The organism is Xanthobacter sp. YC-JY1, from assembly GCF_021730305.1.
GTDB classification, from domain to species: domain Bacteria; phylum Pseudomonadota; class Alphaproteobacteria; order Rhizobiales; family Xanthobacteraceae; genus Xanthobacter; species Xanthobacter flavus.
In genome coordinates this window covers 1554619-1570658 of the sequence record NZ_CP032674.1, presented here as the reverse complement: position 1 = coordinate 1570658, position 16040 = coordinate 1554619, and the positions used below count along the sequence as shown (strand labels likewise).

Here is a 16040-nt window from a genome sequence, read left to right as displayed (position 1 = left end):
GGCTAGCCGAGGATGGCCTGTTCCACGGCCGCGCGGTCGAAGCCCTTGAGGCCGATGACCACCAGCGCCCCGCGCCGCGCCTCGCCGGCGCCCCACGCCCGGTCGAAATGGTGCGACACGCGCGGGCCGACGCCCTGCACCAGCAGGCGCAGCGGCTTGCCTTCCACGGCGGCGAAGCCCTTCACGCGCAGCACGTCCGGGGTCTCCGCCGCCTTAACCACCCGAGCTGCCAGCGCGGCGGGATCGGCGATCTCGGGCAGAGCCAGAACAATGCTCTCGAACTCGTCGTGGTCGTGGTCTTCCTCGTCGTCATGGTGGGTGCGGCGGGCGTCGATCACGTCCTCCGCGCCGACGCCGAGGCCGAGCAGGACCGCCAGATCCACCTTGCCGCCGGAAGCCCGCACCAGCTTCACCGCACGCGGCAGGGCGCCGGCCACCGCCTTCTCGGCGGCGGCGAAGCCGGCCGCGTCCAAGAGGTCGGACTTGGAGAGCACGACGAGATCGGCGCAGGCGATCTGGTCCTCGAACACCTCTTCCACCGGGTCGTCATGGTCGAGGCTCTCGTCCCCGGCCCGTTGCGCATCCAGCGCGGCAAGATCGGGGGCGACACGGCCTTCCGCCAGCGCCGGGCCATCCACCACGGCGATCACGCCATCCACCGTCACCCGGCCCTTGATGGCCGGCCACTGGAAGGCCTGCACCAGGGGCTTGGGCAGCGCGAGGCCGGAGGTCTCGATGAGGATATGGTCCACCTTCGGGGCGCGGGCGAGGATCTGGTCCAGCGCCGGCACGAAATCATCCGCCACGGTGCAGCACAGGCAGCCATTGGCCAGCTCCACGATGGAGCCCTCGTCGCAGCTCTCGATGCCGCAGCCCTTGAGGATCTCGCCGTCGATGCCCACGTCGCCGAACTCGTTGACGATGACCGCGAGGCGCTTGCCGCCGGCATTCTCCAGCACGTGGCGGATCAGCGTCGTCTTTCCGGCGCCGAGGAAGCCGGTGACGATGGTACAGGGCACGCGGGCGAGCGAGGTCATCGGGTCTCCTTAGCGGAAAGCGGGGGAATGCGCGCGACCATGCCGCGCTTGAGAACATCCGGCCGGCCGCGCCAGGGCATCAGGCCGTCTTCGGAGCCGGCGAGCAGGGCGGCGCCGGTGAGGAGATCGGCGGCGCTGTCCGGAGCGAGGTCACCGAACACATAGGTCCAGCCGTCGCGCCGGACCATGGCGGCGGACAGCGCGCGCTTGCAGTTGGCGAGGCAAGAGACCCCTACGACCGCGACGCCTTCCACGGCCACGCCTTCGGGGACGGCCGTGGCGCAGGCCGAGGCGAGGAGACGTGCGCCGTCGCGCTCGGCCAACTGCTGAGTTTCCTGCGGAGCCTCGACGCCGGGGGCGCGGCAGGTGGTGCAGATGAGGAGGGTGACGGCCGGGGCGGGATGCCGCGCCGTCGCGGGCGCACAGCCGGTTTCCGCGCTGTCGCCGGCCGGCTCAGGCCCTGTGCTGTCGGGAATCGCGCCTCGCTCCACGGAACGGTCCACGGGTGCGAGCGCCCGCGCATGCGGGCTCGAAGGGACGCAGAACCGGAGCACCCCGCCCGGCGCGGACCTCGTCGAAGGCAGGTCTCCTGGCTCGCGGTTCACCGCCCCTGCCGCCTTCCCGGATGGATCCAGTGGCGTCTGGCAGGGGCTCACCGCCGACAGTTGCGGGGGCAGCCGCGGCATTGGAGGCTCTTCGCCTCCGCACCGCATTCCCTTTTACGCCCGTGTGGGAACACGGGACCTTCGACGCCGCCACTAAAGGCAGGGCGGGCGGGATTGTCAAATGAGGGGCTTGGAACCGCTCTCGTGCCCCGGACCAGCGACGGCTCAGCCGGAGTGCCGAGCCGGGGACCAGCGCAATGGGTCGCCGAAGGCGCTTCCGTATCCAGCGATCTCGGGATTTGCGCGCTGCGCGCCGTCCCTGCGCTGGGTCCCGGCTCTCCTTCCACTCCGCTGCGCGGCGTTGCAGTCGGCCGGGACGCGAGAGTGGCATGTGTGGCCGGTCGTGGCCCGACAATTCGACCCGCTGTTCGCGCCCGTCATGGCCGGGCTTGACCCGGCCATCCACGTCGTGGGGCTGGGAACACCTTTCAGACGATAGTACTTTCGGCCCGACGTGGATGCCCGGGACAAGCCCGGGCAAGACGGCGAGAGTGGGGAAAGTCCCCCTGCCCTACCCCTCGATGCGGTCGAAATCGGCGATGCCGCGGGTGGCGGCGCGGATTTCGTCGAGCAGCTTCAGGCGGTTCTCGCGCAGCGCGGGATCGACGTCGTTCACGGTCACGGCGTCGAAGAAGGCATCCACCGGCTGGCGCAGGTCCGAGAGCGCGGTCATGGCCGCCTCGAAATCCTCGGCCGCAACGGCCTTGGAGACGCGGGCCTTCACGTCGTCGATGGCCGCGGCGAGATGTTCCTCGGCCGGCTCCTTGAGCAAAGCGGCGACGGTGGGGCCGGCAAAGGCGCGGCCGTCCTTCTTCTCCTCAATGCGCAGGATGTTCACCGCGCGGCGATAGCCGGCGAGGAGGTTTTTGCCGTCCTCGGTGGCGAGGAAGGCGGCCAGCGCCTCCACGCGGCGGACGACGAGGAGGAGGTCGTCCTGCCCTTCGAGGGCGAAGACGGCATCCACGAGGTCGTGACGGGCACCACGATCGCGCAGGTAGACTTTCAGGCGGTCGGCGAAGAAGGCGAGGAGGTCGGAAACAATCTTATCCATCTGACCGAGCAGCATCTGCTCAGTAGAGGATTTATCGGCATCAACCATACGCAGCGCCAGAGAGCTTCTCTCCTCAGCTGACAGAAGCTCTTGGACTTTTGACGAAAAGACCTCATTACCCAGCTTAGTGAACTCAGCTCCTTTCAGCTGAATCAACAAAGCAAGACAATGCCTCTCAACGGCTCGTCCTGCCAATTTGAGTCGAATCCCATTCTCCAGCACAATCCGGATCACCCCCAGCGCCGCCCGCCGCAGCGCATAAGGGTCCTTGCTCCCGGTCGGCTTCTCATCAATCGCCCAGAAGCCCACCAGCGTGTCGATCTTGTCCGCCAGCGCCACGGCCACGGAGACCGGAGCGATGGGCACGCGGTCGTTCGGGCCCTGCGGCTTGTAGTGCTCCTCGCAAGCGGCGGCGACTTCCGGGGGGAGGTTCTCGCCCTGCGCGTAGTAGCGGCCCATGAGGCCCTGCAGCTCGGGGAACTCGCCCACCACCTCGGTGAGCAAATCCGCCTTCGCCACCAGAGCGGCCTCCTCGGCCAGCGCCACCGGCGCGCCCACCTTGGGGGCCAGCTCCTTGGCGAGGCGGACGATGCGCTCGATGCGCTCGGCCTGCGAGCCCAGCTTCTCGTGGAAGGTGATGGACTGGAACTTGGGCATGCGGCTGGCGAGGCCGTTCAGCCGGTCCGTGTCCCAGAAGAATTTCGCATCCGACAGGCGGGCGCGGATGACGCGCTCGTTGCCGGCGACGATGGCCTTGCCGCCGTCCGAGGCGACGAGGTTGGAGATGAGGATGAAGCGGTTGGCGAGGCGCCCGGTCTTGGGGTCCTTCAGCACGAAGCACTTCTGGTTGGCGCGGATGGTGGCGCGGATCACCTCGTCGGGGATGTCGAGGAAGCGCGCCTCGAACGAACCCATCAGCACCACCGGCCATTCGACCAGCCCGCACACCTCGTCCAGCAGCCCCTCGTCCTCCACCAGCTCGAGGCCGGCGGCGAGCGCGAGGTCCTTGGCGTCGTTGAGGATGATTTCCTTGCGGCGGTCGCGGTCGGCCACCACCTTGGCGGCCTCCAGCTTCGCCATCCAGTCGTCCAGCCGCTTCACGGTAAAGGGCTCTGCCGCCATGAAGCGGTGGCCGCGGGTGACGTTGGAAGCCTCGATGCCGTCGACGGAGAAATGCACCACCTCCGGCTCATCCCCCTCCGCCCCGAAGGTGGCGACGATGGAATGCAGCGGGCGCACCCAGCGCAGCGTGCCGGAACCCCAGCGCATGGATTTCGGCCAGGGGAACTTGCGGATGATGTCCGGCACGATCTCGGCCACCACCTCGGTGGTGGCGCGGCCGGGCTTTTCCACCACGGCCACGTAGAAATCGCCCTTCTTGGGGTCGGACTGGATGGTCGCCTGATCGAGGGAGGCGAGGCCAGCGGCTTTCAGGAAGCCGGCCACCGCCTGCTCGGGCGCGCCCACGCGCGGCCCCTTCTTCTCCTCCCGCTGGTCCGCCTGCCGGCCGGGCAGGCCATGCACGGCGAGCGCCAGGCGGCGCGGCGTCACGAAGGCCTTCGCGCCCTCATAAAGCAGGCCGCGCTCCACCAAAGCGTCGGTGACGAGCTTCTTCAGCGCGTCGGCCGCCTGGGCCTGCATGCGGGCGGGGATTTCCTCGGAGAACAGTTCGAGCAGAAGATCGGGCATCGGTTCGGGCTCGTCCTCCCCATGCGGGGAGGCTGGCGCTTGCGCGCGGCGGGTGAATTTCGGGGCCTGTGCTAGTGCCTTTCGGCCGCCGCGTCGAGGGGGCGGGCTCAGTCGAGCGGCTGGCCGCGCGTCTCCTTGAGGCCCAGAGCGGCGAGGAAGGCCACCACGCCGCCGGCGATCATGTAGAAGGCCGGGGCCATGGCATCGCCGGTGAGACTCACCAGCAAGACCGCCACCATGGGTGCTGTACCGCCGCCGAGGCCCAGGCCCAGATTCCAGCTCAGCCCCACCGCCGTGCAGCGGGTGTGGCGGGGAAACATCTCCACCAACGCCACCGCGATGGGCCCGCCATAGATGGAGACGATCACCGCGAAGCCCAGCTGCCCCAGCAGCGCCAGCCCCGCCGAGCCGGAATGCAGCAGCAGGAAGAGCGGCCAGGTGAACACGGCAAGACAGAGGAAGCCGCCGACGATGAGCGGCTTCCTGCCGATGCGGTCGGAGAGCGCGGCAAAGCCAAGGCAGGCCGCCATCACCACCGCCATGCTCACGGCGTTCAGCTCCAGCGCCACATGGGGGGTGAAGTGGTCCACCTGCTGCAGCCAGGTCGTGAGATAGACGAAGGAGAGGTAGTAGGCGATGCCCAGCACGATGTTGATGAGCGTCGCTCGCAGGATGCCGCCGCCATTCTCGCGGAATGCCTCCACCACGGGCAGGCTCGGGCGATGTACCGGTTTCACGTCGCGCGCCACCGTCCGGCGCAGGACCAAAGCGAAGCCACCGAGCAGGCAGCCGAGCAGGAAGGGAATGCGCCAGCCCCAGGCGGCGAGGTCGTCCGCCGACATGAGGCCGGAGACTAGCGCCCCCACCGCCGAGCCCAGCAGCATCCCGCCATTGCAGCCGACGATGACCAGCGACGTCACCGCCCCGCGCCAGCGCACCTGCGCATTTTCCGCCAGGAACACGGCGGAGGTCATGTATTCCCCGCCCACCGACAGCCCTTGCGCGAGGCGCAGCACCAGCAGCAGCACCGCGGAGAACACACCGGCCGTCTCATACGTGGGCAGAAGGCCGACGCAGAAGGTGGAGATGCTCATGAGCGCGGCGGATGACATGAGCGCCGCGCGCCGGCCCAGCCGGTCGCCGATATGGCCGAACAGGACGGAGCCCAGCGGCCGCATGAGGAAGGAGGCGGCGAACACGCCGAACACCGAGAGCATGGCCGCCGTGGGGCTGCTCTCGGGAAAGAAGTTGCGGGCGAAGATGCTGGCGAGGAAGCCGTAGACGGCGAAATCGTACCATTCCAGCACGTTGCCGAGCATGCCGGCGGCCATCAGCCGGCGGGAGAGGACGGGGACGCCCTGCGGTGTCGCCCCGTCGGCGACGCCTCGGGCATCCGTGCGCGTGATGCTGCTCATCGATCCCGTTCCTGCTCCGCTCAAGCGTTAGGGCCAATCGGAAGGCCCGTCCAGCACCCGGCCCCGCCGTTCGGTGAGGGCCGAGACGCCCACCAGCGCGACGGCCGCCAGCAGCATCAGATGGACCGCCGGCGCCATGGTGAGGCCGAGGCCCGTCACGAAATAGGTGGCGAGCATGGGCGCCAGGCCGCCGGAGACGCCGATGCCGAGATTCCAGGCAAACCCTATGGCGCTGCAGCGCACCGGCGTCTCGAACAGCTCCACCAGCATCGCCGGCATCGGGCTCGTGACCGCCGCGGCCATGACCGAGAAGACCAGCTGCGCCGCCAGCACTGCCCCCGGACTGCCGCCGCGCAGCAGCAGGAACAGCGGCCAGGACAACACGACGAAGCCGGCAAGCCCCGCTGCCACGATCCGGCGCCGCCCGATGCGATCCGACAGGGCGGCGAACAGGAGGCAGCAGGTGCCGGACACGATGAGGCCGAGGGTGGTGAAGGCAAGGGCGGTCGCAGGGGCAAGGCCCGCCTCCTGCTCGATATAGGTCGGCAGGTAAACGAACAGCAGGTAGGTGTCGGCGCCGATGAACAGGGTCACCAGCATCGCGGCGATGATGGAGCCGCCGGCCTCCCGGAACGCGCGTGTCAGCGGCAGCCCCCGCGCCTTGCTACCCCCACGATCGCCGGGCCGGGGCCGGCGCAGCACCAGCGCGGTGATGCCGAGCACCGCGCCGAGCAGGAACGGCACCCGCCAGCCGAAGGCCTGCATCGCTTCCGCCGAGAGAAGCGCGCTGAGCAGCGCGCACACGCCGGAGCCGATGAGCGTGCCGGTCTGCCCGCCCGCCGTGGAAAAGGCCGCGGTGAGCCCGCGATGGCGCGGCATGGCGTGCTCGGCGAGATAGATGGAGGAGGTGGTGTATTCCCCGCCGATGGACAGGCCCTGCACCAGCCGCAGGATGAGGAGCAGCAGGGGGGCGAGGAAGCCGGCCGTGGCATAGGTGGGCAACAGACCGATGCCCACCGTGGCGCAGCTCATGACCGAGACCGAGACAATGAGCGCGATGCGGGGGCCGAACCGGTCGCCCACATGGCCGAACAGGATGGCCCCTAAAGGCCGCATCAGGAAGGCGGCGCCGAACAGGCCGAAGGCGGAGATGAGCCCCACCAGCGCATTCTCGGCCGGGAAGAAGGTGCGGGCGAAGATCGGCGCGAGGAAGCCGTAGGAGGCGAAGTCGTACCACTCGAGCACATTGCCGATGGCGCCCGCCGCGAGCAGGCGCGGCGACGAGCCGCCCGGATTGGACGCGCCCGGCGGCCTGATGCCGGGCAGGTCACGGGTGCCGGCATCGGTGGCGGTCATGGCGTGTCCGGACAGGCGGGCGGTTGTGGCTCGGCTTCAGCTAACACCCGGCCCCGGGCCGGGGCAATCCCTTACCGCTTGAGCCTCAGGCCGCAGCGCCGCCGCCGGCCGTCTTCAGCCATGCAGCGCCGCAGGCTTTGGCCAGCTCGCGCACCCGCAGGATGTAGCTCTGCCGCTCGGTGACGGAGATCACGCCCCGCGCATCCAAAAGGTTGAAGACGTGGGAGGCCTTGATGCACTGGTCATAGGCCGGCAGGGCCATTTCGTGCGTCTCGCCCTTGTCGCCGAAGGCCAGATATTTGTGGCAGGCGGCCTCGGCCATGCGGAACTGCTCGAACAGCATGGCGGTGTCGGCAGCCTCGAAATTGTGCCGCGAATATTCCTGCTCGGCCTGGAGGAAGACGTCGCCGTAGGTGGTCTTCTCGGCGCCCTCGCGGCCGTTGAAATTGAGGTCGTAGACGTTCTCCACGCCCTGCACATACATGGCGAGGCGTTCGAGGCCGTAGGTGAGCTCGCCGGAGACCGGCGCACACTCGAAGCCCGCGACCTGCTGAAAGTAAGTGAACTGCGACACTTCCATGCCGTCGCACCAGCATTCCCAGCCGAGGCCCCAGGCGCCCAGCGTCGGGCTCTCCCAGTCGTCTTCCACGAAGCGCACGTCGTGCAGCTTCAGGTCCACGCCGATGGCGGCCAGCGATTGCAGGTAAAGCTCCTGCAGGTTCTCAGGCGAGGGCTTCAGGATGACCTGGAACTGGTAATAGTGCTGGAGCCGGTTGGGGTTCTCGCCATAGCGACCGTCCTTGGGGCGGCGCGAGGGCTGCACATAGGCCGCCTTCCAGTGCTTCGGGCCGAGGGCGCGGAGCGTCGTCGCCGGATGGAAGGTGCCGGCGCCCACTTCCATGTCGTAGGGCTGGAGCACCACGCAGCCCTGGTCCGCCCAGAATCGCTGAAGGGTCAGGAGCAGCGCCTGGAACGAGCGGTCGGGGCGCATGTGGGCGGGAAGGCTCTGGTCGATCATCGGGACAACTCGCATCAACGTGACCGAGGCGCGCCCTCCCCGGCGGGGCGGGACAAGGGGGCCTCAGGCGCGCGGACACTAGGCAGAGGGCCGCGCGATTGCAACGTGGCGGCAGCAACTTCGCTTTCGCCAATCGAAAATCCGTACTGAACCGAATTGGGGTCTCGGCGGTTGTCCTGCCGTGCAGTCAATTGGAGGGAGACCCCGCATGAACATCGCGAAGTACGCTATTCCCGTCGCCGCCGCCGCCGCCATGATCGCCATGACCGGCGCCGCCAGCGCCCAGACGTCCGGCACCGCGCCCGGCAAGAACACCCAGAGCGGCCCCGCGCAGGAAGGTGGACGCACCCAGGCCACCCCCGGCCCCAGCGGCAGCGGCATGACCGCGCCGAGCCCCGGCATTCCGTCCACGCCGCGCTCCGGCATTTCCGCCGGCCAGGATTCCCACAAGGGCGCGGCGCAGGAAGGCGGCCGCACCCAGGCGACGCCGGGCGGCTCCTCCACCGCGGGGACGCCGGCCGTGGACACCACCGGCACGGTGACCCCGCGCTCCGGCACCGCCGCGGGCCAGGACCCGCACAAGGGCCCCGCGCAGGAAGGCGGCCGCACGCAGGCGACGCCCGGCGGCACGCGCTGAACGCACTGACCAAAGAAAAAGCCCCGGAGCGACGCTCCGGGGCTTTGCCTTGATTGAAGAGACGATCAGCCGCGGGTGCGGGCGCGGACCATGAAGTCGTCGTACGTGAACTCGACGATCTGCCACCACAGATAGGCGTTGTTGCGGAACGTCTTCATGTCCTCGTAGATCTTCTTGAAGTCCTCGTTCTTGCCGCTGATTTCCTCATAGAGCTGCTGCGAGGCCTTGTAGGCCGCATCCATCACGTCGCTGGGATAGCGGCGCAGCTGGGTGCCCGCCTTCACGAGGCTCTGCACCGACACCGGGTTCTTGGCGTCGTAGCTGGCGAGCATGCTCTCGTTGGCCTGCGCCATGGCGGCGGTGAGGATGGCCTTGTAGTTCTTCGGCAGCTCGGCGAGCTTATCCTGGTTGACGAAGAAGTTGAGGGCGGCGGAGCCCTCCCACCAGCCGGGGAAGTAGTAATACTGCGCGACCTTGTAGAGGCCGAGCTTTTCGTCGTCATACGGACCGACCCACTCGGCCGCGTCGATGGTGCCCTTCTCGAGCGCGGGATAGATGTCGCCGCCGGCGAGCTGCTGCGGCACGACGCCGAGCTTGGCGAGCACCTGGCCGCCGATGCCGGCGATGCGCATCTTGAGGCCCTTGAGGTCCTCGACCGTCTTGATTTCCTTACGGAACCAGCCGCCCATCTGGCCGCCGGTGTTGCCGCCCGGGAACATGACGACGCCGTACTTCTTGTAGAACTCGTTCAGCAGGTTCATGCCGTTGCCGAACAGGAACCACGCATTGATCTGGCGGGCGTTGAGGCCGAACGGCACGGCGGTGCCGAGGCCGAAGGTCGGGTCCTTGCCCACGTAATAGTAGGACGCCGAGTGGCACATCTCGACGGTCTTGTTGGTGGTGGCGTCGAGCGCCTGCAGGCCGGGGACGATTTCGCCCGCCGCGAACACCTGAATCTGGAACTTGCCGTCGGTCGCCTCGGCCACCTGCTTCGCCATCAGCTCGGCGGCGCCATAGATGGTGTCGAGGGACTTGGGGAAGGACGACGTGCAGCGCCACTTCACTTCCGGCGCCGACTGGGCAATCGCCGGCATGGCCACAGCTGCGGAAGCGGCGACACCCGCGCTGGCGGCGGTGAGAAACTCACGGCGTTTCATGGAGAACTCCCTGGGGCTCTTTCAACGCAGCGCCGCTTCTGGGGCGGGCCGTCATACCGCTTTTAGAGCAGGCGTCGTTCCGGCTCAACGCAGAGGAAGGTATGATAAGCGGCGCGCCGGGGAAAAAATGCCCCGGCGGCTCAAAATGACGGCACTGGACCGGCCGGAAGTGTCGTTGCGTCACTCGATGACGATGCGGGGCGCCTGCCGGCTCTGGGCCGTGGCCTTGTCGAGGGCCGCCTTCACGCCGGTGGCGACGTGGCGGTAGGCATCCGCCTGCGGGCTGTCGGGATCGGAGACGAGAATCGGCAGGCCGGCGTCCGACATCTCGCGGATGCGCATGTGCAGCGGGATCTCGCCGAGGAACGGCACGCCCAGCTTGTCCGCCTCCGCATGGGCGCCGCCATGGCCGAAGATGTCCGAGCGTCCGCCGCAATGGGGGCAGACGAAATAGGCCATGTTCTCCACCACGCCGAGGATCGGCACGTTCACCCGCTCGAACATAGCGACGCCGCGCCGGGCGTCGATGAGCGCGAGATCCTGCGGGGTGGAGACGATGACCGCACCGGCCAGGTTCACCTGCTGCGCCATGGTGAGCTGGGCGTCGCCCGTGCCGGGGGGCATGTCCACCACCAGCACGTCGAGCGGCCCCCACTTCACGTCCTTCAACATCTGCGAGATGGCGGACATGACCATGGGCCCGCGCCAGATCATCGGCGTGTCTTCCTCCACGAGGAAGCCGATGGACATCAGCTGCAGGCCGAAATTCTCCAGCGGCAGCATGGTCTTGCCGTCCGGCGTCGTCTCTGGCTTCTGGGCGACGCCGGTGAGGCGCGGCACCGAGGGGCCGTAGATGTCCGCATCGAGCAGGCCGACCTTGAGGCCGAGGTCACGCAGCGCGATGGCAAGGTTGATGGAGGTGGTGGACTTGCCCACGCCGCCCTTGCCCGAGGCCACGGCGATGATGGAGGCGACGCCCGGCACGGCGATGCCGCGCGGGGCCGGCGCGCCGCCATGGGCGTGGCCGTGGTTGTGCGCGGCCGGGGCCGGGGCGGCCGGCGCCTGCTTGCGCTCGGCGGTGAGGGTGACGAGGGCGGAGGCGACGCCCGGCAGCGCCTTCACCGCGTTTTCGGCGGCGATGCGCACATCCTCCCACGCCCGCGCCTGGGCCGGATCGATATTGATGGAGAGATAGACCTTGCCCGACGTGACCACGACGCCGGCGAGGGCCGGCGATACGGAGAGGGCCACGCCTTCGGGCGTGCGCACCTTGGCCAGGGTGGAACGGACGGTGTCCTCGGAAAGCTCGGCCGTGTGGCTCATCATGTCACTCAACTCCCCGGCCGGGCGACGCGCATCTGGGGCAGGCGCGGAGGCCGGGCTGGAATGATTTGAAATCATCTTCTGATTCGCACGAGAGGCGCCGACTGCAAAGCCCGACATATGAGCGCTGCTTAAACGCTAGGCAGAACAGACGTCATCTCCCGTCGGGTTACTTCTAGTCCGGCGGTCGCCGGAGAGCCAGAATTCCGTTATTCGCAGCCTGAGCGATACCGGCTCCGGCATCGCGCCGCAGTCCGTTCCTGTTCCGGCTCGCCCAACGGGCGGGCGCCGTCGCCGCCGCGTGCGGCTGGCTTTTCCGCGAGAGGTCCCCCCATGAGCGACTTTCCCATCACGATCTATCACAACCCGCGCTGCGGCACGTCCCGCAACACCCTCGCCATGATCCGCGCCGCCGGCACCGAACCGACGGTGATCGAATATCTGAAGACCGGATGGACCAAGGCTCAGCTCAAGGATCTGGCCGCCGCCACCGGCGCACCCCTGCGCGACCTGCTGCGCGCCAAGGAACCGCTCGTCGCCGAGCTGAAGCTCGCCGGGCCGGATGTCACCGACGACGCTTTGCTCGACGCCATGGTCGAGCACCCCATCCTCGTGAACCGGCCCATCGTGGTGACGCCCAAGGGCACCCGCCTATGCCGCCCCTCGGAACTCGTGCTCGATCTGCTGGAGACCGCGCCGGAGAGCTTCACCAAGGAGGACGGCGAGGTGGTGAAGCGCCCACGCTAGGACGGCGGCGGGCCGCGGCTGGTACGGGAAATGCTTCGCTCACGTCCCGCTGTCGCGAACCCGCCATGACCGTCACGCCCGCCCACGAGATTCCCCTCGGCATCCGCCGCAAGGCCATCGCGGTCCATGAAGCGGGGCACGCGCTGGTGGCCATCCTGCTCAAGCGGGACGTGACCGAGGCGATGCTGCATCCGCCGGACGGCTTGAGCGGGGAGACCCGGTTCGCCAGCGCCGAAAGCCTCCCCCTCGACCTCACTCTGGAGGCCGACCGGCGCCGCGTCGCCGACGCCATCGTCGTGCTCATGGCCGGACAGACGGCGGAGGCGGAATACTGGCGGCGTCACGCCTTGCTCTACAGCCCGAAGGTCACGTCCCACCGCACCGACGCGGCCGAGGTGCACGCGCTCAAGTCCGGCCTCGCCCTCAGCCCGGAGCAGGACGCGCTGTTCACCGGCTACTGCATCGAGAAGGCGAAGAAGCTGGTGCTGCAGGATCCCGCGCAGGCCGCCATCCAGGAGATGGCCATGCGGCTGTCCGAGAGCATGAGCCTCCTGCGGGTAGAGATGAACGAGATCATGGCACGCCACCGGGTGGCGCTGCGGAAATAGCCTCCGGCCTGTCTCTTCCTCCCAAGCGAGCGGCCGTAGGCCGCATCGGCGTGGCGGTGCATCCAGGTTCGACCCCGCAGCGGAAGATATTGATGCGGCGCACAAAACGCCGCGAAAGCGTTGTGCAGCGCGCCCGAAAGCAAAAATGCCGTGGGCAAGCCCCGCGCGGCGGGCCGGATCGCGCCCCATCCGCCCCCTAGCCCCTTGAGCCGGGAGCGAGTTTCGCAGACCGTTCAGCGCGCTGGCGAGTCGATGCGCTGGCTTGCATCCGGGCAAGAGGTCTCCATGTCTTTACACACCCATGACCCTTCGGACGTGATCGGACGCGCCTGGGCGGTCAAGGCCAGCGCCGTCCTCGGATGGCTGACGGAGATCCCCGCCGCGGTGCTGGTGGTGGCCGAAATCCTCGTGCTGCTGGCCGGCGTCATCTTCCGCTATGCCCTGCACAAGCCGCTCATCTGGTCGGATGAGCTCGCCTCCATGCTCTTCCTCTGGCTGTCCCTGTTCGGCTCGGTGATCGCGCTGAACCGCGGCGAGCACATGCGCATGACGGCCATCGTCGGCATGATGAAGCCGCGCGCCCGTGCCTTCTTCGACATGATCGCCATTGCCGCCGCCGTCGCCTTCCTGCTGATGATCCTCCACCCGGCCATCGAATATGCGCAGGAGGAAGCCTATGTGGTGATGCCGGCGCTGGAGATCCCCAACACCTGGCGCGCCGCCGCCATTCCGGTGGGCACGGCGCTGATGCTGATGGTGGGGCTCCTCAAGCTGGCCCAGCACGCCACCGGGCGGGATGCGGTGATCGCCATCCTGGTCGTGGCCGCCATCGTCGGCGGCTTCTATGCGCTGGGGCCGGTGTTCCGCACCCTCGGCAATTACAACCTCCTGATCTTCTTCCTGTTCGGCGTGGGCGTGATGGTGCTGATGGCGGTGCCCATCGCCTTCTCCTTCGGCCTCGCCACCTTCGCCTACATCTCGCTCTCCACCCACACACCGAGCATGGTGGTGATCGGCCGCTTCGACGAGGGCATGGGCCATCTCATCCTGCTCGCCGTGCCGCTGTTCGTGTTCCTCGGCCAGCTCATCGAGATGACCGGCATGGCGAAGGCCATGGTGGCCTTCCTCGCGAGCCTCCTCGGCCATGTGCGCGGCGGCCTGCATTATGTGCTGGTGGGCGCCATGTACCTGGTCTCCGGCATCTCCGGCTCGAAGGCCGCCGACATGGCCGCCGTCGCCCCCGTGCTGTTCCCGGAAATGACGAAGCGCGGCGCCAAGCCCGGCGACCTCGTGGCGCTGCTCTCGGCCACCGGCGCGCAGACAGAGACCATCCCGCCCTCCATCGTGCTCATCACCATCGGCTCCGTCACGGGCGTCTCCATCGCCGCTTTGTTCACCGGCGGCCTGCTGCCGGCGCTGGTGCTCGCCATCGCCCTGTGCTCGGTGGTGTGGTGGCGCTATCGCGACGAGGATCTGAGCGGCGTCGCCAAGGCGAGCTGGGGCGAGGTAGGCCGCGCCTTCATCATCTCCGTGCCGGCCATCGCCCTGCCCTTCGTGATCCGCGCGGCGGTGATCGAGGGCGTCGCCACCGCCACGGAGGTGTCCACCATCGGCATCGTTTATTCGGTGGTGGCGGGCCTGCTCATCTATCGCCGGTTCGATTTCCGTCGCCTGTTCCCCATGCTGGTGGACACGGCCGCGCTCTCCGGCGCCATCCTGTTCATCATCGGTGCCGCCACCGGCATGGCCTGGGCCCTCACCCAGTCCGGCTTCTCCAACGCGCTGGCCGAGGCCATGCGCGCCCTGCCGGGCGGGTCGGCGAGCTTCCTCGCCGTCTCCATCGTCGCCTTCGTGGTGCTGGGCTCGGTGCTGGAGGGCATCCCCGCCATCGTGCTGTTCGGCCCCCTCCTCTTCCCCATCGCCAAGCAGGTGGGGGTGAACGAGGTGCACTATTCCATGGTGGTGATCCTCGCCATGGGCATGGGCCTGTTCGCGCCGCCCTTCGGGGTCGGCTATTACGCCGCCTGCGCCATCAGCCGCATCAGCCCGGATGCCGGCATGAAGCCCATCGTGGGCTACATGATCGCGCTGCTCGTCGGCCTCATCATCGTCGCCGCCGTGCCGTGGATTTCCACCGGCTTCCTCTGACCGGAGACCGTCCCGGTCACACGTAGCACGGGCCTTCGATGAGCGGGTGGGCGGCGAGGAAAGCCTCGTCCACCTCGATGCCGAGGCCCGGCCCCTCGCGGCAGGTGACGGTGCCGTCCGGCGAAAGCTGGTACGGCAGGCCGCACACCTCGTCGCGGAACGGGTTGTGGTGGGCGACGTCGCCCTCGAAATAGCCGGGATTGTCCACCGCGCACATCAAGTGCAGCGTCGCCACCATGTTGATGCCGGTGGCGGAGGTGTGCGGGTTCACCGACATCTTCCAGGCGGAGGCGAGCACCGCGATCCGGTGGCATTCGGTGATGCCGCCGGCCTTGGAGAGATCCGGCTGCACGAAGGAGACGGCGCCGTCCGCGATCAGGCGGGTGAACTCGAAGCGAGTATAGTGGTTCTCCCCCGCCGCCAGCGGCACGGTGCCGAGCTTCGTGGCGTCCAGATAGCTGCGATAATCGTGCGGCGGGAACGGCTCCTCGAACCAGCCCACCTTCGCCGCCTGATAGGCCGGCATCACCCGGCGCACGTCGTCCAGCGAGCAGCCGGTGTTGCCGTCCACGAGGATGTCGATGTCCTCACCCACCGCGGCGCGCACCGCCTCCACCCGCGCGATGTCGCGGCGCGGCGTGTCGCCCACGCGCAGCTTCAGGGCGCGATAGCCCTGCGCCACGTAGGATTGCGCCTCCTCCGCCAGCGCCGCCGGATCCTGCCAGCCCAGCGAGATGCCGCCGGCATAGGCCTTGATCTTCCTCGGCGCGCCGCCGAGCAGGCGATGGATGGGCGCATTCATCGCCTTGCCGCGGATGTCCCACAAGGCGATGTCGAGCCCGCTCAGGGCCAAGGCGGCCGCGGCGCCCATGCCGTGGCTGGCGAGCTGCATGCGGTAGACCTTCTGCCACACGCCCACCACGTCCAGCGCATCCATGCCGAGCACCAGCTCGGACAAGGTGGTGTCGATGAGCTTCGCCACCGCGCCGGGGCAGCGGCCGTGATGGGCCTCGCCCCAGCCGACGAGGCCCTCATCCGTCTCCACCCGCACCAGAACGGCATCCCGCTTCACCGCGCGGCCGATGCCGAGGGTGACGTTCTTGCCCTCAGGCACGCGGAAGGAGACGGGGACAGCACGGACGGAGGCGATGCGCATGGGGCTCTCTCGGTTCTAATCTGGCGGCGCGGA

The 16040-nt window shown here is 68.5% G+C and carries 13 protein-coding genes and 1 riboswitch; of the genes, 4 read left to right on the top strand and 9 right to left on the bottom strand.

Annotated features, from left to right (window positions below; genetic code table 11):
* Positions 1 to 2 precede the first annotated feature (2 nt).
* The 6 genes from cobW to D7006_RS07315 form a co-directional block, all read right to left on the bottom strand.
* Positions 3 to 1037: a cobalamin biosynthesis protein CobW gene (gene cobW / locus D7006_RS07340; RefSeq protein WP_237356121.1), complete on the bottom strand. Its 1035-nt coding sequence runs from the start codon at positions 1035 to 1037 to the stop codon at positions 3 to 5.
* On the bottom strand, positions 1034 to 1540 hold the full coding sequence (locus D7006_RS07335) for a DUF1636 family protein (RefSeq protein WP_237356120.1): 507 nt from the start codon (positions 1538 to 1540) through the stop codon (positions 1034 to 1036). The genes cobW and D7006_RS07335 overlap by 4 nt, the downstream gene beginning before the upstream one ends.
* A gap of 58 nt (positions 1541 to 1598) precedes the next feature.
* Positions 1599 to 1800: riboswitch (cobalamin riboswitch) on the bottom strand.
* 413 nt (positions 1801 to 2213) lie between these two features.
* The gene (gene glyS / locus D7006_RS07330) at positions 2214 to 4442 is read right to left on the bottom strand and encodes a glycine--tRNA ligase subunit beta (protein WP_237356119.1); all 2229 of its coding nucleotides are present in this window, start codon (positions 4440 to 4442) and stop codon (positions 2214 to 2216) included.
* A 107-nt stretch (positions 4443 to 4549) separates the two neighbouring features.
* On the bottom strand, positions 4550 to 5857 hold the full coding sequence (locus tag D7006_RS07325) for an MFS transporter (protein ID WP_237356118.1): 1308 nt from the start codon (positions 5855 to 5857) through the stop codon (positions 4550 to 4552).
* A gap of 27 nt (positions 5858 to 5884) precedes the next feature.
* Positions 5885 to 7213, bottom strand: coding sequence for an MFS transporter (locus tag D7006_RS07320; RefSeq protein WP_237356117.1), 1329 nt, complete (start codon positions 7211 to 7213; stop codon positions 5885 to 5887).
* An 85-nt stretch (positions 7214 to 7298) separates the two neighbouring features.
* Positions 7299 to 8204, bottom strand: coding sequence for a glycine--tRNA ligase subunit alpha (locus tag D7006_RS07315; protein ID WP_210257712.1), 906 nt, complete (start codon positions 8202 to 8204; stop codon positions 7299 to 7301).
* Positions 8205 to 8439: 235 nt separating this feature from the next.
* Here D7006_RS07315 and D7006_RS07310 point away from each other — a divergent pair, with 235 nt between their 5' ends.
* A complete protein-coding gene (locus tag D7006_RS07310) occupies positions 8440 to 8868 on the top strand; it encodes a hypothetical protein (RefSeq protein ID WP_237356116.1) in 429 nt (142 codons plus the stop codon).
* 65 nt (positions 8869 to 8933) lie between these two features.
* Here the strand turns inward: D7006_RS07310 and D7006_RS07305 are convergent, their stop codons facing one another.
* A complete protein-coding gene (locus D7006_RS07305; RefSeq protein ID WP_229643500.1) occupies positions 8934 to 10025 on the bottom strand; it encodes a TRAP transporter substrate-binding protein in 1092 nt (363 codons plus the stop codon).
* Positions 10026 to 10205: 180 nt separating this feature from the next.
* Positions 10206 to 11351: an Mrp/NBP35 family ATP-binding protein gene (locus D7006_RS07300; protein ID WP_237356115.1), complete on the bottom strand. Its 1146-nt coding sequence runs from the start codon at positions 11349 to 11351 to the stop codon at positions 10206 to 10208.
* Positions 11352 to 11681: 330 nt separating this feature from the next.
* Here D7006_RS07300 and arsC point away from each other — a divergent pair, with 330 nt between their 5' ends.
* The 3 genes from arsC (at position 11682) to D7006_RS07285 (ending at position 14851) form a co-directional block, all read left to right on the top strand.
* Positions 11682 to 12095 (top strand): arsenate reductase (glutaredoxin), encoded by a 414-nt coding sequence (arsC, locus tag D7006_RS07295; RefSeq protein WP_169122421.1) that lies wholly within the window; start codon positions 11682 to 11684, stop codon positions 12093 to 12095.
* Between the two features lie 65 nt (positions 12096 to 12160).
* On the top strand, positions 12161 to 12703 hold the full coding sequence (locus tag D7006_RS07290) for a hypothetical protein (protein WP_237356114.1): 543 nt from the start codon (positions 12161 to 12163) through the stop codon (positions 12701 to 12703).
* Positions 12704 to 12988: 285 nt separating this feature from the next.
* Entirely contained in the window at positions 12989 to 14851 is a 1863-nt protein-coding gene (locus D7006_RS07285; protein ID WP_237356113.1) for a TRAP transporter large permease subunit, read from the top strand.
* A 16-nt stretch (positions 14852 to 14867) separates the two neighbouring features.
* Here the strand turns inward: D7006_RS07285 and D7006_RS07280 are convergent, their stop codons facing one another.
* Complete coding sequence (locus D7006_RS07280; RefSeq protein WP_237356112.1) at positions 14868 to 16007, bottom strand: mandelate racemase/muconate lactonizing enzyme family protein; 1140 nt, start codon at positions 16005 to 16007, stop codon at positions 14868 to 14870.
* Positions 16008 to 16040 lie beyond the last annotated feature (33 nt).